Genomic DNA, 19,460 nt, shown 5'->3' with positions numbered 1-19,460 from the left:
CCACCAACACCAGCACCATTAAAAACACTCTGCGGTGCGGGAATATGAACAGTATCATCAGCATGAAGTGCCCGCAGGGGGATCGGCATTTCTATCGCGTGCGCATCAGCATGAATAAGTGATGGGTTATACCGTTCTTCAAGAACCCTATCCACTTCTTCCCTGTACTTGGCGGCTTGGTCTGCACGGTAGGGGTGTTCTGGGGTAGCTGTCCGCCGCCTCCGATCAGCCTCATTAGCTATGCCGTTAATTTGTGTGTATGCATACTCATAGCTCTTGCTATAGGAATCAATATGCCGTCCGATAACACCAGCTTGTTCCCCTAATTCATCGAGGGAGCGTATCCAACGATGCATACCCTGCCCAGCAGCTTGGGTATAAGCATCACGAGACCCCTCACTCTCGATATCAACAGCGACCCTATACAAATCCCTCGATAAAGACTCAAGAGTTTCACTAACACTCTTCCACGCTAATGCACGATCCATGAACACACTGGCATCGAATTTAGCGAACTGAGTCGCCAACCAATCAATATCCTGACCCAAAGGCTCCGGCGTCAACCTGATCCCTACGCTGGGGAAGGTGCGCAGATGATGCCCGGACAATTCCACCCCATGTCCTAACCCTGATTGATCGACAGGTAGACATCCCCTGTGGTGTTTCTTCCCCGCGACCTGACCATATACAGTCTGTAAACTATCGCACGTATGCGCATCAGTAAGACACACCGCCCGTGTCTGGCTTTTAATCGCCGCAGCCACACAATGTCCCTCCTCGACATGCCATTTCACAAGGTTTTGTAGACTATGCATACCCTCTGTAAAGGCATTGATTTGGTCAAACATACTCTGCACAGACACTAGAGCAGACGATAACCCGGCAAATGAGCAGTGATTCAAATGATTTAAATCGGCATTATCAACAATGGTGATGAGTTTTTCGCAGTGTTTACGGATCTCATCGGGATGGGAATACATAATCAGTCACTTTCTTGCGAATGTTTATTTCTTAGTGTTGGGGCGAGACCATATCAATAAGCTCATTGCAGGCCTGTTCATGGGTTTTTGGGTCTTTCCCCGTAAACGAGGCAAAGTAAGCGTATTTTCCATGTTCGTAGGCCAGAGTGCAGTCATAGCGGTTAAGCGATGTTCCTTCTGCAGCGAACTCGATATGACCCATGTAGTAGGTTCTGCCACCCCGTGTCATTGTTGACCGACGATCAATATCTTTCCGGTCTAAATACTCCTGCAACGTATCAATCCGACCGAAGAAAAACTGCAATCGTCCACGATCTCGATCCCAATAACAGTTAAATTTCTCCTCACCTCCATACCTGTTTTCTAGATCTTTTTGTGGATCGAATCCTATTGTCCTCATCGCCGGCACATTCACCTGATTACAAATCTCCAACCAGTCAGCCGTCTGCTTCAACCCCCACTTTTTAGTAAGAGCATAGTAATCCCGGTATTCCTGCACAGTATCGAAATTCTTAATATTCGGATCTGCACCCTTATCGTGATTAGCGTAAATACGATCCGGATCACGCCCCGCACTCGCCGACGCAGATGTAGACGATTTCCCCACAGACTTCCCAGACAACACAGAATGACTCTCACACCCCGATACGCCCACTAGCAGACCACACATAACTGCGGCTGTCACCAGTCTTTTTCCTGTAGATACAGGCTTCATCACGTACTGACCTTTCAACTGAAATACATCTCTAAAAAATTTTAGTGAGCACAGTAAACCACACTCTCTGCTTCCGTAGGAGTCCTACTTTTGCGGCGAGGCTAGAGGGATTCCATTAATGAAACCAGTACAACCGTTACGGATATTTTTAAAGTGCCTGTAAAAGACACAAAATCCGTAGAAATTATCGGTCTCTCGCTACTTTTATAGAGAGAAACCGTTACTGATAATTCCTTATCAGTAACGGTTTTCTTGTGTATACGTATTCTTTTTGTGACTTATCTTTACCTGATATTTCAGTGGGATACTCGCAAGGTATTCACCGCACACGCATCCACACTGTTCCGCACTGTCCAGGCGTATCTGACTATCCGAAGCGGCCGGAGATGTAGTCTTCTGTGGCCTTATTATCCGGGTTGGAGAAGATCTTAGAGGTGGGGCCTACTTCTACTAGCTGCCCAGGTTTGCCGGTTTCTTCCAGGTTGAAGAATGCGGTGTCATCGGAGACGCGGGCTGCCTGCTGCATATTGTGCGTGACAATAACGATAGTGAAGTTTTCCTTCAGCTGGCTCATAAGGTCTTCAATGGCCAACGTGGAGATGGGGTCCAGGGCGGAGCAGGGCTCGTCCATCAGGAGTACTTCAGGTTCTACAGCAATAGCGCGGGCAATGCAGAGACGCTGCTGCTGTCCACCGGAAAGGGAACCACCGGGAATGGTGAGGCGGTCTTTAACCTCATCCCACAAGTTAGCGGCACGTAGGGAGCGTTCCACTATCTCGTTTTTTTCTTCCTTGGAGACGCGTCGCTGTAGTTTCAGGCCAGCGATGACGTTGTCTTCAATGGACATGGTGGGGAATGGGTTTGGCCGCTGGAATACCATGCCGATAGTGCAGCGGAGGGAGACGGGGTCTACTTGGGGGTCGTAAATGTTTTGGCCATCAAGGAGGACTTCGCCTGTGCAGTAGGCTCCGGGGGTAACTTCGTGCATGCGGTTGAGAGTGCGGAGCACTGTGGATTTACCGCAGCCGGACGGTCCAATGAAGGCCATTACCGAGCGAGGAGCGACCGAGAGGGAAATATCTTTCACGGCATGAAAATCACCGTAGTAGATATTCACATCTTTCATGTCGAGTCGTTTTGCCATGGCTTATTCTTACTCTTTCTTTCCGGCTAGACGGTTTTTGGGGCGATGGCCTTGGCGATTACGCGGGCCAAGATATTGAGAATTGCGATAAGGATAACAAGGGTGAGGGCACTGCCCCAGAGTGTTGCAGAGTCCGCGTAGTCTGGGGTGACGCGGAAGGCATCATACATGTAGAGGGTGAGGGAGCTCTGCGGACCGTGGAACAGGTCGTAGTTGAAGGCGCGGGTGGAGCCTACCAGGATGATGACGGGTGCGGATTCGCCCATCACGCGGGCAATGGCCAGCATAATGCCAGAGGCGATACCGGATGCTGCGGTGGGGAGAACAATTTTAATAATTGTCTTCCATTTGGGGATACCCAGTGCGTAGGAAGCTTCTCGTAGGTCTTGGGGAACGACCTTCAGCATTTCTTCTGTATTTCGCACGATGACGGGAATCATCAGCAGAATAAGCGCGAGGGTGACGGCGAAGCCGGAGCGATCAAATCGTAGGATACTGACCCATACGGTGTAGATGAAGAGTGCTGCCACAATGGAGGGGACACCGGAAAGGATATCCACCATGAAGGTGGTTATCCGTCCGAGTACTTTTCCTTGACCGTATTCCACCAGGTAGATGGCAATGGCTAGGCCGATGGGGACGGAGATTACCGTACACATGGCTACTTGCAGCAGGGTGCCGGCAATAGCGTGTCCAACGCCTTTATCATCGGGGGCGAAACCGAGGTCACCGTTATTCCACCAGGAGAAGTGTGCAATAGCGGGGGCGCCTTTGATGATGACGGTGGCGAGAACCCAAATGAGTGGGATCAGAGCCAGGATCAGGCAGAGCCAGATGAGGAATGTGGCATTCCGGTCGGCTGCCTTGCGGCGCTTCGCGAGGGGTTCGAATCCGACTATTTTAAGTGGACCGTCTTCCTTCTTAGCTTTTGCGAGGTGGGTGAAGGTGGTGTTGGTGTGGGAGCTGTCGTCAACTGCAACTTGTGACATTTACTTCCCCTTCCGTGCGAGTACGCCACGGGCGATACTGTTGACGATGAAGGTGAGAACGAAGAGCACTAGACCAGCGGCGATGTAAGCACCGGTGGAGAGTGGGTCTTTGAACTCAGCGGCGGATTGTGCGATGAGGGTGGCGAAGGTAGTACCGGAGTCGAAGAGGGAACCTCCGAAAGTACCACCGGCAATCACCATGAAGAGTGCCATCGTTTCACCAAGTGCACGGCCAAGCCCCAGCATGGCGCCGGAGATAAGGCCAGACCGTCCGAAGGGAAGGACAGCAAGTTTAATCATTTCCCAGCGAGTTGCACCAAGCCCCAGAGCTGCTTCAATTTGTCCTTTGGGGGTTTGGTTGAAGACTTCGCGGGCGGTGGAGGTGATGATGGGGAGGATCATGATAGCTAGTACTACCGCGCCGGTGAAGACGGTGCGGGCAGTACCTAGCGGTGGATCTGTGGGCTCCGAGTATAGGAAGGGGATAACGCTACCGAGTGTGCGCGATATCCATTTAAAGACGGGCCCGAGGAAGGGGCCGAGTACGCCGGCGCCCCAGATGCCGTAAACGATGGAGGGTACTGCAGCCAGCAGATCCACTGTGTATACCAGTGGTGCTTTCAGCTTTTGCGGGCAGTACATGGAGAGGAACAGCGAGATACCCAGGGAGATGGGTAATGCCAGGATAAGTGCTACCAACGAGACAACGATAGTTGTCCAAAAGAGGTTGGAGATACCAAATTCCATGGCGTCCGGATCATCCGTAGACCAGGGGCCATCGTAGGTAAAGAAGTTAACGGTGTCGTGCTGTAACGCGGGAATAGCGTTCCAGAGAAGGAAGATACCAATAGAGGCGATGACGACGACAATGAAGATGCCTGCGCCTTTCATCGCACCCGCGAAGAAATTGTCTTGTTTCTGGGTGCCTTTACTCATTTATTTGCCGCCTCTACTGTGGCCATAAGTTTCTTCTGGTAGCTGGGCGGTAGTGGGATGTAACCGTGGGTACTCACGATTTTCTGTCCTTCTGTGAGGGCACTGCGGAGGAACGTTTGGAGGCGTTCTCTGTCATCCTTCGAATAGCCAGCTGAGCAGAAGATTTCGTAGGTGGTCAGAAGGAAGGGGTAGGCGCCTGGCTTATTCAGCGTGTATAGGTGTTCCGTATCAACTACACGGTTAAGACTATTGTCGCGGAAACGAATATGGTCCAAAGCGCGGCCAGCTGAAGCATCCGTCATAGCGACGGGGCCAGAACCGAAGTCGAGGTGGACGGTTTGCATCTTCTTGGCGTATCCGCCCTCAACATAGGTAATGGAGTATTCGTTACCCATGACGTCTCCGGCTACACCAGCGGAGCCTTGCGCACCATTGCCAACTCCCTGCCATACTTTACCGACGGCATCGGCTTTCCATACCTTGGGTGCAGTGTAGGCCAGGAATTTTTGCACGTTGTCGGTGGTACCGGACTTATCGGAACGGAAGATGACGTTAATGTGCTCGTCCGGCAGGGTTTTACCGGGGTTGAGTTTCTTAATACGGGCATCATTCCATTTGGTGATGTCGCCCTTAAAGACTTTCGCTAGCGCGTCTGCGGTAAGGACTAGGCCGTCCACACCGGGCAGATTGTAGGCGATAGCAACGGGGCTAATAACAAGGGGAAGATGCCAGGCGGGATGGCCTTTGCAGCGATCCAGGGAGCGTTTCGCCTCGTCTGCATCGAGTGGGGAATCTGAGCCACCAAAGACAACAACGCTTTCCAGGAACTTTTGCACGCCGGCACCTGAACCAGTGGCGTTGTAGGCCAGGTTAAGACCGTGTTCACGAATAAGAACGTCCGCAAATAGGTTGATGGCGTTTTGTTGCGAGGTGGCGCCTTCTCCCGTCAGGGTGCCATTGGTGTTATCTGGATTACCAGCGCAGCCGGTAAGCAGTGTACTGACTGCACAGAGAGCCAGTAGTGTTTTTCTCATACGCGTTTTCGCGCGACGGGGGCGAAAAGCAGTGCCGTCTAACGTGTCCATACGCCTATTAACCGTACCTGTAGGAGGTGCTTTTATACCTCCTTGGGAAGGTGAATAGTTGGTGAAATAAGTCGAGGTAGAGTGTCTATCTTGGTTCTGTTAGAGGATACTTGCAGCGATCGTAACGGTAGGCCACGTCGCAACGAGAAATAGTGAATCCATGGCGTTCATAAACTTTCAATGCAGCTGTATTGTCACCTTCCACATACAGGATAAATTGTGAAACATGACGTGTAGCTAGCTGACGCAGTGCTAGAGAGGTAAGGACTGTCCCAATCCGCTGTCCTTGCATGGCAGGGTCCACGCCAACGAGGTAGAGCTCACCTATCTTCCCTGTAGATAGTTCCGTAGACGCGTCTGTGGAAACACCGTGTATTTTTGTCCACACAAACCCAGCGACACGCGGTCTCGCTCCAGATGTCCCCGACACGGCACCGGCATCGCCAAAAGTTGTACTGCCGTCGCCGGGAGCCAGCGCCACAAAACAGTCGTCTGAAGTAAACCAGGGTTCATTTCGGTGCGATACAACTTGTGCCGTATCCCATCCGCTCTGCTCCGGGTGCCATGAGAAAGCCGCGTTGTTGACGCGCACTATTTCCGCATTCATAGCAGTCTCCCCAAACCGATTATCGGCTTCGGTGAAGGTAAGAATTTCACTATTCGCAGGAAGAGAGGGAAGGGCGGTGGTGAGATTTGCTGGTGAACAACTCATTTGTAGTAGTTCCCGCGAGCGTTCTAAATGTAGTTTTTGCGCTAGGTGTGATGCTGCAGATAAATCCCCATGTGCCCACACCATTGGGCGCTTGTCAGCGTCGTCTGCGGTACCACTATCGTCAGGCTGTGCAGAATAGTCTGTAGCTGAGCCGAGCAGTGTACACAGGAGCTTCTCTCCTATTCCTTGCCGCCTATACAGGGGATGTACAACTACCTCAATAGTGGGAATCCGTCGGCAATCAACATTCCCATACCCTACGAGACATCCTTCTTCTAGCGCCCATGCGTGGATAACTGCGGGGTCTGAATCTGCACAAATAAGTGCCTCAGCTTGTTCTGATAGGGGCTCAACTCCATCACTGGATAGTGCCGCCGCACACACAAGTTTGGCTTGTGCTGTTAACTGCGCAGGAAAAGCACTATTACACAGTAATTCTGCCACGAGTTTTATCCTTCCAGCGAAGTAGTTTTACACGGAGTAGCTTTAAGCGGATTATCGGTCTTCCTGCCAGAGGTAGACTCGACTGCTTTATATCCAACATTGCGGACAGTGGTAATAAGCGCTTCGTACTCTGGTCCAAGTTTGGCGCGTAGGCGGCGCACGTGAACATCCACTGTGCGAGTTCCCCCTACGAAGTCATATCCCCACACTTCCTGCAGTAGTTGGGTTCTACTGAATACCCGGCCAGGATGTCGGCAGAGGAACTTCAGCAATTCAAATTCTTTATACGCTAAATCTAGGGGGCGTCCTTTTAGACGGGCGACATACGTGTTTTCATCGATCAGAAGATCCCCCAAGGTAATAACGCCGTCCTCCGCATCACCACTGTTTTCTTGTAAGCGAGCCACCACCATTCGCAGTCGCGCGTCCACCTCAGCGGGACTGGCCGTGGTAAGAAGAAGATCGTCTACTTTCCACTCGGGGCTTAGCGCAACAAGACCACCTTCTGTGAATATGGAGATGACGGGGAGGGTGCACACTGTCGCTAAAGAACCACAGAAAGAACGCATCTCGGCAAGGTTATTACGGGAATCTACCAGGACAACGTCATATTCGTTGTCTTCCAGGAAAATACGGAGATCGGGAGCACATACCACCACAGTATGGGGGAGTAAATCGAGAGCTGGTATGACGGAGGCATTGTCCGTCTCATGGCTTAACATGAGGATGCGCATACGCTCTCCCTTCGAGGTACCTGTTACCTGCTAGGCGGACGCATCACCCCACCGCAACGTAACACCTATGCGCATAAGTAACCGTTGGTCACGCATTACTACTTCCCGCTTATTCTACCCACTCACCAACTATGCGGTTACAGAGCCTTACAGAACCCATATGCTTACCATGCTCACACAGTCACTGTGTCTATAGTTACTGTGCCTGTGACTACTGAACCTGTGGCTGCTGAGCCTGTAGCTACTAGGTCATAGAGAATTAATAGTCCACAATAGAGGTATGCGCATGCCGAATACGACAGTGAAAAAGTGGCTCACTGGGCTCGCCATTGTGGTGTTAGTCCTTGGCCTAGCGGAAATTGCGGTCTCTTCCTACGCGGAAAAGATGCTCGCTAATGTTCTTCTCGCTAATGCGCGTATTCGTACACGCCCAGACGTCGCCTTCAAATCCTTCCCCAATATTGCCAAACTCCCTACCGGACATAGTGGCGATCTGCTTATTAACCTCAATGATGAGCCAGACGCCTCCCCCGATATCCCCCGCGCTAACGTACAGGTTGAATACTCCAACCTGAAATTCAACCAGCATGATCTCTTCGCCGGAAAACTTCACGATTTTAGTTTTGGAGAAGGCACCGGCCGCGTCTACATTTCCGGCAGTGCGCTCGCTGAGCACTCCGGCATCAGCGATCTTCAGTTTCAAGCGGGTACGAATGCCTCTCCCGCCGGTGCTGGAGAAGATAAGGGACTCCTCACCGGAACCCTCCCTCTTGATTGCGGACATAAGCAACGTAACTCGGTGTATGTGCAAGTTCGCGCCCACGTATTCTTCTGGAAAGAAGGACAGCGGCTAGAAATAGACCCTGAGGATCTCCTAATTTTTAAGGACAAGACGAAAGATTCCAGCGTTGCCCCCTGCCCCGTCAATGATGCGAACAGGAAGAAAGTCTTTGACCGTCTTTCGCTAAGCCTCTATGTTCCCTCGCTCCCCCTCGGCATCACTCCACAGTTAGCCTACGCGCAGGCCGGCAACCTTGTTATCGTTGGTCCCACTGCCCAATCGCCTATCACGGGCAAAAACACTGCTCGCTACCCCGGAGGGACGTCCACAAAAGTTCGCTGGGAGAACCTCGCAAACTATTTCAAATTCGCGCCACAATAATGCTGCAAGAACATTGTCACCAATTACCCTAGATATGGGAATGCACCTTCGCGACATACTACATCCCAGACTGCACAGATATTTCAGACTGCACAGATATTCCAGAAGGAGAATAAGCACGTGGTAGTAACAATGCAGATCCTCCTTATCTTGGTAGCTCTTGCGCAAGCAGCTGGCATGGTGGCTGTTTTTATTCGCAACTATCGTCGTGTTCCCACAGGTATATACGATGACGGCACCGACAATACCTACACGAGCCAGGCGGACGATAACGACTCCGCTGTTTTCCGCAGCGCGGCACCCGTCCACACCAACTTGGCGGAAACAGGATCCAACACCGTAGAGCCCACTGTTATCGGAGACAGTACAACCAACACTGACAGCACAGCCGCAGGTGGCGGCACAGCCAGAGACCACAGCGCAGCTAGAGACCACAGCGCAGCGAGAAGCGGTGAAACAGTTCGCCGCTCCCTCCGGACACGCGATAGTCGCTCCACCCGTCCACACCGGCGCGCCAATAGACGTAACTACTAAAATTTCATACGCACGCACAAACACTCACCCCGTCACCACCGCAACGAGAGAATCGAACACCTATGACTGACACGAACAACACCGCAAGCAGCACTCCCCTTACCGGCAATGAAGCTATTACCAAAGCAGAAGAGATAGCCGCCTCCACATCCGGTCTTAATATCCCTGCCCTGGAGGGACTCCCCATTGCCGACGACACCGCCAACCTGCGCTACGGCCCCGATATTCATGAAGGTCTGCTTGCTCTCCTTCCTCTGGTAGGTGTGTGGCGTGGTACGGGCGTGGGTAACTATCCAGAAGCCACCCCCACCGAGGAAGAAGCCAAAAACGAGCAGGGTGATTTCGCTTTTGGGCAGCAGCTTATCGTTTCCCATAATGGTGAAAACTACCTGTGCTGGGATTCCCGCACTTGGCGTCTTGACGGCGAAGGCTCCGTCACTAACCCAGATGTTCGCGAAAGCGGCTTCTGGCGCATTAGCGCAAGCGACGACATTGAGCTGCTTGTCTGCACCAGCACTGGTCTTTCCGAGCTTTATCTAGGGAAGCCTCTCAACGAGCGTGCCTGGGAACTAACTACTGACGTCTCCCTCGCCTCCCCCACCGGCCAGGATCTTGGCCGCGGTAAACGCCTCTATGGCCTGGTTGAAGGCACTGATTTGGGATGGGTGGAAGAGCGCGAAGTGAAAGGTGAATTCGTTCCCCGCATGTCGGCTCGCCTTAGCCGCATTATTGGCTAAAGAGTACAGACTAACGTGTGCCGATATCGCGGTTTTAGGCGATCATCGCGGTTTTAGGCGGTGAGGAATCGACGCTCTGGCGTTGGTTCCACTGCCACTACCTGTACATCTTCCGGCAGATTATCGGGTAGGACGTGCGTTACCACCACTACAGTCTGCTGTGCGGTAAAGATATCGTCAGCGGTAAGAATGCGCTGCATCATCATTCGCATATCCACTTTATCCATGTGTTCTGTGGGTTCATCCAAGAACACTACTGGCCGCTGTGACAGTAAGGCACGCGCCAGTAGGATACGGCGACGCTCCCCACCGGAGACAGCTTCTGCACCGCCAACGAGATGAGTATTAATGCCGTCGGGAAGGTTATCAAGCCACTCCCCTAAACCGACTTTCTGCAGCGCTGCCGTCGCTGTCTCAACAGTGACATTACCGGTGGCTACCTGCAGATTCTCCAGTACTGTTGTGTCGAAAATATGGGCGTCCTCGGGAAAAACACCCACTGTACTGCGGAGACTTTTCTCTTCTGCTACAGCAACATCCACCCCATAGAGAAGCGCTGTGCCCTGCACCGGGGGGAGGAGCCCCGCCATAGTAGACAATAGTGTCGTTTTACCAATACCGGACGGGCCCACAATAACCATGCGTTCACCAGGGGTAAGGAAAAAAGTGAGTGGGTTATTCAGTGGACGTGCCTTATCCCAGCCAGCTACCAGATGGTCAACTTGCACTGCTGGTGCTGTTGCAGGGAGTGGTGACGGTAGCGGGGTGCCACCGGTTTCACGTGGCGGGGTGAGTAATTCACGTAACCGGCGTAATGCTGTACGGGATTGCACAAATTGTTGGGCCGCAACCGGTAATTGATCGGATGCTTCGAAAGCTGCCAGCGGCAGCAGGGACATCATTAATAGTGTGGTGGGCTGCATGGCGGTTGTTTCCGCAAACGCTACGCCTGCACCATTTTGCGCATACAGAATAATGCCAATGAGGAGGCATGCCAGCACCGTTATCCAGGTGGCGACGGGGCCAATAGCTGAAGCTATTGCGTTGGGAGCAGCGCTGCGGTCTTCTTCCTCTAAGGTGCGGACGCCTGCCTGGTCGGCGGAATCAATAACTGTGTCTAGGCGGCCAGCAACAGCAAGTTCGGGAGCATGATCCATCACGGTGACGACGTCCGCATACAGATCGTGTTCGGCATCTGCACGGGCTTCCTCCGCCTCCGTGTAGGAACGTGCCGATAGCCAGGGTACTAGTATGCCGGAGATCAGCAGTGCAATGGCCATAACAAGTCCGGCCCAAGGAGAGAGAATACTCATCCACACAATGGCCACAATATCCAGTACAAGCGCTACGAAGGCGGGGATAATACCTCGCACAATAAGATCCCCCACTGCGTCAACATCGGCACCGAGACGGGCCAGGAAATCCCCTTTCCGCATGCGTAGTACTACTGTGGGATCTCCCGCAGCTAGATGGTTGTAGATTGTTTCACGAGCATTCACAAGCCCTTTGAGGGCAACATTATGGGAGGCCAGGCGGTCAAGGTAACGGAAAACAGCACGTGATATGCCCAGCGCGCGCACGCATGTCACAGAGAGGGTAATGGCAGCCACCAGAGGCTTCTGCCATGTGCGGGCAATAAGCCAGGCTGATAAACCAGCCAACCCCAACGCAGAGAGAAGGGTGAGGCTCCCCACGACAATGGCGAGAATAACTCGCCACGTATTCATTCGTAGGAGGTCGAAAGCAAGACGAAGTTCTTTCACTGTCCCTCCTCCCTATCACGCCGGTGAACATTCACAACGGTGTCCGCTGCCTGCAGTAATTTGTCGCGGTGGCCCACAATGAGGATCGTGTCCCCAGCGGCGGCACGTTCCCGCAGTCTGGCGATAACGCGGTCTTCGGCCTCCCCGTCAAGGTGAGCGGTGGGTTCGTCCAAAAGTATGACGTGGCGGGTAGTGTCGGCAAGAGTGCGTGTGAGTGCTAGACGCTGCCGCTGTCCCAGGCTGAGGCCTATACCACCGGAGCCAAGCCAGGTATCGTAGCCGTCAGGTAATTGCTCGATAACGTGGTTAAAGCCTGTTTGCTGGGCAGCCTGCACAATGGCATCGGTTATATTCCCTGCAGAAGGATCTGTAGAAGGACCTGCAGAGCGTCCTATAGAAGTTACGGATCCTAGCAGATTGTCGCGGACAGTACCGGCAATAATGGCCGGCCGCTGTGGTAGCCAACTCATGTGCTCCCACAAGTACTCGGTGGGAATGTTGCGTACTGGGTGCCCATCGATAAGGACTGTTCCGTGTATTCCGGAGTCTTCTGGCATCATGCCGGGCATTCCTAGGATGGTTAAGAGGCTTGTGGATTTGCCAACACCGTTAGCACCCGTCAGAACAGTAATATGGCCAGGTTCGGCAGTAAATGAAAGCTGGTAGGGGGCATAGCCGCCACGCGAGGTAATAGTGAGGTCCGTGACGTCAATGCGGCTAGCCGGGGAAAGTGCAGCAGGCTCTCGTTCAACAGAGTCTGGTTCGTGCTGTGTCTTTTCTTCGGCTAGGGCAATAGCTGTGAAGGCGCGATCGGCAGCATATTGGCCGTCTTCGGAATCGTGGAATTTGGATCCCACAGTGCGCAGTGGTTTATAGACTTCCGCCACAAGAATGAGCACAAAAATAGCGTTAAAAAGGGGAACTTCCCCGGTGTATCCCATCAAGCGAAAACCAAGCTCTACGGCGACGAGGGCAACGCAGAGAGTGGAGAGAAGTTCTAGTACTGCACTGGAGAGGAAGGCAATACGCAGCGACGCCATGGTGGCATTGAAGTGTTCCTGGCCAATTCGGCGAACAGTGCGGGCGGGGCCTTTCTCCCTCCCCAGGGAAATTAATGTAGGCAGGCCAGCCACAAGATCCAGCAGAGTACTAGAGAGTGTCTTCATGGATTCAAGGTGACGCCGGGTGCGTTCCTCGGTAAGTTTGCCAACAAGGATCATGAAGATGGGGATAAGCGGGATAGTAATAGCGATAATGACGGCGGAACGCCAGTCGGCGCACAGAATAGCTATCCAGGTGAGGGGGCTGACGGTAACAGCCAGCATGAGGGCCGGAATGTAGCTGATGAGGTAGGTGGGGAGCCCGTCGAGGCCAGAGGTAGCGACGGTGCGGAGTTCGTCGCGGTGGGCGGCCAGCACTCGAGGGTTGGTGTGGCGGGCCGCGCGCAGGAGGGAAAGTCGGAGGTCGAGGACGACGCGTCCAGCAGCGCGGTGTGCGTACCGGTCTTGTACCCATCCGGTGACGGCGCGCAGCACAATCATTGCCGCGAGGAGGCTAAGTTCTAGCGCCCAGTCGCTGATGTGGCGGTGTGTGGGCTGGGTGATAATTCCGGCAGTGACACGCGCAATGCACCAGGCCACCACAATCATTTGTGTGGCAATAAGAACGCCGACAACGACCGAGAGAACCAGGTATCTGCGGGCGCTTCGGGAAGCTTTCCACAGCCGTGGATCAATAGGTGGTTGTCGGCGTTCTTGTGTTTTTTTCACAGGTTAAAGGCTACCTAATTTTTCCGTTAGGCGGCCGCTTCTAGACCAAGTCCGTCAGGGATAAGAGCCGTGGTCAGGCGCTTGCGGAAGACCCAGAAAGTCCAGGCCTGGTAAGCGATGACAATAGGCGTCATAATGCCGGCGGCGATGGTCATGACCTTCAGCGTGTAGTGGCTGGAGGAGGCGTTGTAGATACTGAGCGAGAAGCCACCCTCCAGTGTGCTCGGCATGAGGTACGGGTAGAGGGAGCCGAACAGCAGCAGGACAACACCGGCAATGGTGAGGCACATGAGGCCGAAGGAGACAGCTTCCTGCCCACGCCAGGCCAGCACTACAGCCACGATGAGGGCAACTGCGGCGATAGCCAGGGCCGCCCACGTCCAGCCTTTACCGTGCGCCAGCTGGGTCCACAGGCCGAACGCAGCCACCACAATGATGGTGGGGATAGCGACATAGCGAACAGCCTTCAGTGCGGACTCGCGCACAATTCCTTCGGTTCGCAGCGCCAGGAATACTCCACCGTGCAGTGTGAACAGCAGCAGAGTAGCCAGGCCACCGAGAATGCCGTAGGGGTTCAGTAGGCCCCACAGGGAAGTGAGAACATTCTTGTCTGCGTCGATTTCAACGCCTTCCACAATGTTGGCGAAAGCCACACCCCAGAGGAGTGCCGGTAGCAGGGAACCGACGAAGAATCCAATATCCCAGGCCTTGTGCCAGCCTTTAGATTCAATCTTGCCGCGGAACTCAATGGAGACGTTGCGCCAGATGAGGGCCAGCAAGATAAGGAAGAGTGCTAGATAGAAGCCGCTAAATAAGGTTGCGTACCATTGCGGGAAGGAGGCGAAGAGGGCACCACCACCGGTGAGTAGCCACACTTCATTGCCATCCCAGTGCGGACCGACCGTGTTGAGAACAACACGACGCTTCTTTTCTTGCACTTCAGGATTATCGTGACGGGACACGAACGGTGCCAAAATACCAACGCCGAAGTCAAAGCCTTCTAGCACGAAGTAGCCGAAGAAGAGGACTGCGACTAGAACAAACCACGTGATTTGCAAACCCATGTCAGTAACCTCCTCTTAGTAGGCGAAGGAGAGCGGAGTGGGGTCCCCGTTCTCGTCGTGAGCGTAGTCGGGATAGCCGTCGTTATCGTCGTCCTTAAACTCAGGCAGTGGCTCCTTGTCAGCTGGCCTTAGGCCCACAGCTGTGTAGCGACGCATGAGGTAGAACCAGACAACGGCGAGGATGAGATAGACCAGGGTGAACCCAATGACGGAAATCCACACTTCATGGGGTGCCAGCGGGGACACAGCCTCGTCTACGGTGAGGTGAATACGCGGATCTCCAGAGGGGTTCGGGTGGACAATCCAGGGTTGGCGTCCCATCTCCGTCATAATCCATCCAAGAGCGTGGCCGATGAAGGGGAAGGGCAAGCAGAAGACAGCGAAACGCTCGAAGTGTTTGCTGCTTGGCATCTTGCCCTTACTGGTAACGACAAGCCCAATAATGGCGAGGATAAGGCTGAAGACACCCATTGCGATCATAAGGCGGAAGCACCAGTAGGTGACGAGGATATTGGGGCGATAATCACCGGGCCCATACATCTTCTCGTACTTGTGTTGGAGGTTTTCAATGCCTTCCACGGTAACACCGGAGGTCTTACCGTCGATGAGCCACGAGAGCATACCGGGAATACCCATGATCTCATCGGCATTCTCGCAGTTATTCCCGGGGGCTTTGGAGAGGAGGGAAAGGTTGGGGTCTGTTTCAGTCTTGCAGAGAACTTCCGCAGAGGCGGCCTTCATGGGCTGATCGTCAAATACCCACTGCATTTGGTAGTGACCGGAAACAATAACAAGAATTCCGGAGATGATCATGACGAGAAGACCCAGACGGAACGCCGGACGGAAAACCGTTTCGGCGTCTTTTATGGTGTGTGCACCAATAGAGTCTTTGGCGGCCTTCTTGGCAGCTTTCTTAGCAGCCTTATCTGTAGCTTTCTCTACCGCACTACCCTCTGCGACGTTGCTTTGGAGAAGAGTGTTCTGTGCGGGATTGTTCTGGGAATAGTTTCGCACAATGCGGGACATCCACCATCCGGCAATACCGGCCACGAACGTAGCGGAAAGCAGGAAGGATGCGGAAATAACGTGGGCGAAGGCGAGCAGGCCCGCGGGGTTACCAAGTAGTTTCCCGAAGTCAACGAGTTCGGCACGTCCTGTTTCTGGGTTGTATTCGGCTCCAACTGGATGCTGCATGAAGCCGTTAGCGGTAATAATCCAGAAAGCTGAGATATTGGTTGCTAGTGCAAATGCCCAGGCAGACGCCAAGTGGGCTTTGCGCGATAGGCGACCCCAGCCGAAGATCCAGAGTCCTAGGAAAGTGGACTCTAGGAAGAACGCCATGAGGCCTTCGAAAGCGAGCGGTGCACCGAATACGTCACCGACATAGGCAGAATACCCGGACCAGTTCATGCCGAACTGGAATTCCTGCACGATGCCAGTTGCGACACCGAGGGCAAAGTTGATGACCATCAACTTACCGAAGAATTTGGTAGCGCGGTACCATCCCTCCTTCTTCGTACCCATCCAGATGGATTGCATAATAGCGACAAGGACCGTAAGGCCCAGCGTCAATGGTACGAAGATGAAGTGATAGACCGTCGTGATCCCGAATTGCCACCGGGATAGGTCTAAAACATCCATTGAAGCGACTCCGTTTTGCGTGGCATTGCTGCCATTGCGGTGATCCCGATAGTTCTCGGGCCTAAGCCTAACTTAACAGGACAGCCAGCTAGGGTGAACCTGAATGAGACAGACTGTCGCATTATTTGCCATAAAAATCCGTTGTAATAATGGAATTATTTTTTCGATTTATTAAAGACCGTATGTGACCGGCATTTATAGTGGCATCGATCACAATTTATAAGTCTGGTTAATGACATAATTTGGCAATATCGTGGCAAAAATAGACTACCCCCAAACGGGGGTAATTTATCCTAAAATGTCACGATAACAACATATATTCTTAATCATGACCACCAGCTATCAATTCCCCCAGGGTGTGCCCACATCCACTCACCCCACCGCATCCACCTGGCATTGCGGAGACCCCTTCGCAGAACAACGCGCCGCCCACGACACAGGCGTCCTCATCGATCTACGCCACCTTTCCGTACTACACGTTGCCGGAGAAGATGCCCCCAGCTGGCTACACTCACTACTCGCCCAAAAAGTAGTCGATATGCCTGTCCTCTCCCCCACCCACAGCGAACTGCGGCACACCTACATCCTGGATGCCCACGGACACATTTGTGAAGAATGCTGGGTGGCCCGCACACCCGACGGTTACTTCCTTGCCACCCCCAGAGAACATCGAGATTCTCTCCAGGAGTACCTCACCAGCATGGTGTTTTGGTCAAACGTCACTGTTACCACAACCGACGACAGCGTATGCGCAATTGTTAACACTGCTGCCACCGATACTGCTGCCACGTCGCAGCCGCTCCTCTCCCCCGCTGTCTCCGCACTACTAGACAGCAAGCACGTCATTACCGCCCAAGGTTGCCCACGCGGGATCCCCACTGCACTGCTATATATTCCTCCCACTACTGACTGTGCTTCCCTCGTCAACGAGCTATGTGCTACTGGCCTTACCACTACTGGTAAGTGGACGTGGGACGCGCTGCGCTGCGCAGCAGGTCTCCCAGAGATAACAACAGACATGGACGACAAATCCCTTCCCCATGAATATAACTCTGTGGGGGAACCGGATACGGGTGCCGGCGCCTCCGTCACAAAGGGGTGCTACCGCGGCCAGGAGACTGTCGCCAAGATTCATAATGTTGGTTTGCCGCCACGTCGCCAAATTGTTCTTCTTCTTGATGGCTCCTCCGAAGTGCGTCCCGTTCCTGGCACTGATCTCTATGCGGATGCCGATTATCGCAAGTCTGTGGGACGTATTGGTACGGTTGTCGATCATTGGGAATATGGCCCACTGGCATTGGGATTAGTTCGCCGCACTATTGAAGATTCTCAAGAACTTTTCTGGAAAACAGATGAAGATGCAGGTAAAGCCTCTATTATGGGGGAATTATCGGTTCATCCTGATGGGCATAGGGCAGGTAGAGAGGCTGTTCAGAGCTTCCGCTCATCAGCAAGACACAGGAACTTATGAGGAACTTCTCACGTCAAGAAAGAATTTTGACAGGAAAACCGGTATCCTAGTTGCCAGGACCATACGTAGAAACATTCGGTGACTCACAAAAGTGAGAGCCATCCACATTTCAAGGGGGTCAGGCCATGGGCCGCGGCCGTGCCAAGGCGAAGCAGGCTAAAGTTGCTCGCCAGTTGAAGTACAACTCTCCTGAGACTGATTTTGAGAGCCTCCAGCGTGAGCTGTCTGGCTCGTCATCTGATGAAGATGATCGTTACGTCGACAGGTGGGCGGATGAGTACGATGACGTTGAAGACGAGGATCCGTACAAGAAGTACGAAGACTGGAAGTGACCAGCTTCGCACTGAGTGTTTCCATTCCACTCTTTCGCGATAACGCGTATCTCTACCGCACTCAACGATATATAAATACGTCAAGGGAGCCCCACTAGCAGTGGAGCTCCCCTTTCGTGCTATTTATTCAGCTGTTTATATTTGCCTGTCCATTGACAGTATGAAAGCTAAAAACGCGGATAGCTACCATGGAGGGTTGCTCGCGGCATACTAGCATCGTCCGCAGCGCGAACCTCTCCCAGTACCCACGAGTCAATATGACGGGCGGTCAGTACTGCCATTGCTCGATCTGCATCTTCGGGGGCAACAACAGCGACCATACCGATACCCATATTGAATGTCTGTTCCATATCGGCAATTTCAACGTGTCCTTCCTTTTGGATGACACGGAAAACTGCGCCTGGTGTCCAGGTGGCGCGGTCCAGATCAGCAGTGAGTCTTTCTGGAATAACTCGTGCCAGGTTCCCTGCTAATCCACCGCCAGTAACGTGGCAGAATGTACGCACCTGGGCTTCCGCCATAACAGCCAGGCAGTCTTTGGCATAGATATAGGTGGGTTCCAGCATTTCTTCACCCACGGTACGGCCGAACTCTTCCACATGCGCATCCAGGGGAAGACCAGCCATATCAAGCAGTACTTTACGGGCAAGTGAGTAACCATTGGAGTGTAGGCCACTGGACGCCATAGCGATGCATACGTCGCCGGCCTTCACGCGATCGGGTCCAAGGACCTCTGCAGCCTCTACGACGCCAACACCGGTGGCTGCCATATCAAACTCGTCTGGTGCCATAAGGCCTGGATGTTCAGCAGTTTCACCACCGAGCAACGCACAGCCGGACTTCACGCAACCGTCCGCGATACCTGCAACAAGCTGGGCGACTTTTTCAGGCACAACATGGCCAATGGAAATGTAATCCTGCAGGAAGAGGGGTTCTGCGCCGCAGACAACAAGGTCATCTACAACCATAGCGACAAGATCGAGACCAACCGTGTTGTAGACACCCATTTGGCGGGCAATATCAATCTTGGTGCCAACACCATCAGAGGAGGCTGCGAGCAGCGGCTCCTTGTACTGGGTACCCAGCGCAAAAAGGCCAGCGAAGCCGCCAAGTCCGCCGCGCACCTCCGGGCGAGTAGCTTTCTTGGCGAGCGGGGCGAAAAGCTCTACAGCTTTATCGCCTGCTTCAATATCGACACCAGCTTGGGCGTAGGACATCCCTTTCGATTGGGGGTTTTCCACACTCATG

18 protein-coding genes are annotated in these 19,460 nt (G+C 53.3%); 5 read left to right on the top strand and 13 right to left on the bottom strand.

The genetic code is table 11. From position 1 onward, the window contains the following. From QZV76_RS06830 to QZV76_RS06795, 8 genes are all read right to left on the bottom strand, one after another. A partial coding sequence (locus QZV76_RS06830) for a hypothetical protein (protein ID WP_290599233.1) occupies nucleotides 1–980 on the bottom strand: 980 nt, incomplete at its 3' end. Nucleotides 981–1,011: 31 nt separating this feature from the next. Further along, the gene (locus QZV76_RS06825; protein WP_290599232.1) at nucleotides 1,012–1,695 is read right to left on the bottom strand and encodes a hypothetical protein; all 684 of its coding nucleotides are present in this window, start codon (nucleotides 1,693–1,695) and stop codon (nucleotides 1,012–1,014) included. A 367-nt stretch (nucleotides 1,696–2,062) separates the two neighbouring features. Further along, the gene (gene pstB, locus QZV76_RS06820) at nucleotides 2,063–2,839 is read right to left on the bottom strand and encodes a phosphate ABC transporter ATP-binding protein PstB (protein WP_290599230.1); all 777 of its coding nucleotides are present in this window, start codon (nucleotides 2,837–2,839) and stop codon (nucleotides 2,063–2,065) included. A gap of 26 nt (nucleotides 2,840–2,865) precedes the next feature. Beyond that, nucleotides 2,866–3,828, bottom strand: a complete 963-nt coding sequence (gene pstA, locus QZV76_RS06815; protein WP_290599229.1) for a phosphate ABC transporter permease PstA — start codon at nucleotides 3,826–3,828, stop codon at nucleotides 2,866–2,868. Then, nucleotides 3,829–4,764, bottom strand: a complete 936-nt coding sequence (gene pstC, locus QZV76_RS06810) for a phosphate ABC transporter permease subunit PstC (protein ID WP_290599228.1) — start codon at nucleotides 4,762–4,764, stop codon at nucleotides 3,829–3,831. It abuts the gene before it with no gap. Continuing rightward, nucleotides 4,761–5,849, bottom strand: coding sequence for a phosphate ABC transporter substrate-binding protein PstS (gene pstS / locus QZV76_RS06805; protein WP_290599226.1), 1,089 nt, complete (start codon nucleotides 5,847–5,849; stop codon nucleotides 4,761–4,763). Before pstS ends, pstC begins: the two co-directional genes overlap by 4 nt. 85 nt (nucleotides 5,850–5,934) lie before the next feature. Beyond that, the gene (mshD, locus tag QZV76_RS06800) at nucleotides 5,935–7,005 is read right to left on the bottom strand and encodes a mycothiol synthase (protein WP_290599225.1); all 1,071 of its coding nucleotides are present in this window, start codon (nucleotides 7,003–7,005) and stop codon (nucleotides 5,935–5,937) included. Nucleotides 7,006–7,010: 5 nt separating this feature from the next. After that, on the bottom strand, nucleotides 7,011–7,739 hold the full coding sequence (locus tag QZV76_RS06795; RefSeq protein ID WP_290599224.1) for a response regulator transcription factor: 729 nt from the start codon (nucleotides 7,737–7,739) through the stop codon (nucleotides 7,011–7,013). A 286-nt stretch (nucleotides 7,740–8,025) separates the two neighbouring features. Between QZV76_RS06795 and QZV76_RS06790 the strand changes: the two genes are divergently transcribed. The 3 genes from QZV76_RS06790 (at nucleotide 8,026) to QZV76_RS06780 (ending at nucleotide 10,172) form a co-directional block, all read left to right on the top strand. Further along, entirely contained in the window at nucleotides 8,026–8,901 is an 876-nt protein-coding gene (locus tag QZV76_RS06790) for a DUF2993 domain-containing protein (protein ID WP_290599223.1), read from the top strand. A gap of 120 nt (nucleotides 8,902–9,021) precedes the next feature. Beyond that, the gene (locus QZV76_RS06785; protein ID WP_290599221.1) at nucleotides 9,022–9,435 is read left to right on the top strand and encodes a hypothetical protein; all 414 of its coding nucleotides are present in this window, start codon (nucleotides 9,022–9,024) and stop codon (nucleotides 9,433–9,435) included. A 62-nt stretch (nucleotides 9,436–9,497) separates the two neighbouring features. Then, entirely contained in the window at nucleotides 9,498–10,172 is a 675-nt protein-coding gene (locus tag QZV76_RS06780; RefSeq protein ID WP_290599220.1) for an FABP family protein, read from the top strand. 53 nt (nucleotides 10,173–10,225) lie between these two features. Here the strand turns inward: QZV76_RS06780 and cydC are convergent, their stop codons facing one another. Genes cydC through QZV76_RS06760 form a run of 4 tightly spaced genes read right to left on the bottom strand, consistent with a single transcriptional unit; the run spans nucleotide 10,226 to nucleotide 16,409 of the window. Then, complete coding sequence (gene cydC, locus QZV76_RS06775) at nucleotides 10,226–11,935, bottom strand: thiol reductant ABC exporter subunit CydC (RefSeq protein WP_290599219.1); 1,710 nt, start codon at nucleotides 11,933–11,935, stop codon at nucleotides 10,226–10,228. Then, nucleotides 11,932–13,704, bottom strand: coding sequence for a thiol reductant ABC exporter subunit CydD (gene cydD / locus QZV76_RS06770; protein ID WP_290599218.1), 1,773 nt, complete (start codon nucleotides 13,702–13,704; stop codon nucleotides 11,932–11,934). Before cydD ends, cydC begins: the two co-directional genes overlap by 4 nt. A 26-nt stretch (nucleotides 13,705–13,730) precedes the next feature. After that, on the bottom strand, nucleotides 13,731–14,768 hold the full coding sequence (gene cydB / locus QZV76_RS06765) for a cytochrome d ubiquinol oxidase subunit II (RefSeq protein WP_290599217.1): 1,038 nt from the start codon (nucleotides 14,766–14,768) through the stop codon (nucleotides 13,731–13,733). A gap of 15 nt (nucleotides 14,769–14,783) precedes the next feature. Then, the gene (locus QZV76_RS06760; RefSeq protein ID WP_290599216.1) at nucleotides 14,784–16,409 is read right to left on the bottom strand and encodes a cytochrome ubiquinol oxidase subunit I; all 1,626 of its coding nucleotides are present in this window, start codon (nucleotides 16,407–16,409) and stop codon (nucleotides 14,784–14,786) included. A gap of 328 nt (nucleotides 16,410–16,737) precedes the next feature. Here QZV76_RS06760 and QZV76_RS06755 point away from each other — a divergent pair, with 328 nt between their 5' ends. Next, nucleotides 16,738–17,880 (top strand): hypothetical protein, encoded by a 1,143-nt coding sequence (locus tag QZV76_RS06755; RefSeq protein ID WP_290599215.1) that lies wholly within the window; start codon nucleotides 16,738–16,740, stop codon nucleotides 17,878–17,880. A gap of 125 nt (nucleotides 17,881–18,005) precedes the next feature. Beyond that, nucleotides 18,006–18,212, top strand: a complete 207-nt coding sequence (locus QZV76_RS06750; protein ID WP_290599214.1) for a DUF3073 domain-containing protein — start codon at nucleotides 18,006–18,008, stop codon at nucleotides 18,210–18,212. 167 nt (nucleotides 18,213–18,379) lie between these two features. Here the strand turns inward: QZV76_RS06750 and purM are convergent, their stop codons facing one another. Next, nucleotides 18,380–19,459 carry a phosphoribosylformylglycinamidine cyclo-ligase gene (purM, locus tag QZV76_RS06745; protein WP_290599213.1) on the bottom strand — a complete coding sequence of 360 codons (1,080 nt, stop codon included), beginning with the start codon at nucleotides 19,457–19,459 and terminating at the stop codon, nucleotides 18,380–18,382. Nucleotide 19,460 lies beyond the last annotated feature (1 nt).

The organism is Lawsonella sp. (assembly GCF_011525565.1).
GTDB classification, from domain to species: Bacteria; Actinomycetota; Actinomycetes; order Mycobacteriales; family Mycobacteriaceae; genus Lawsonella; species Lawsonella clevelandensis_A.
This window is presented reverse-complemented; position numbering and strand designations above follow the sequence as displayed.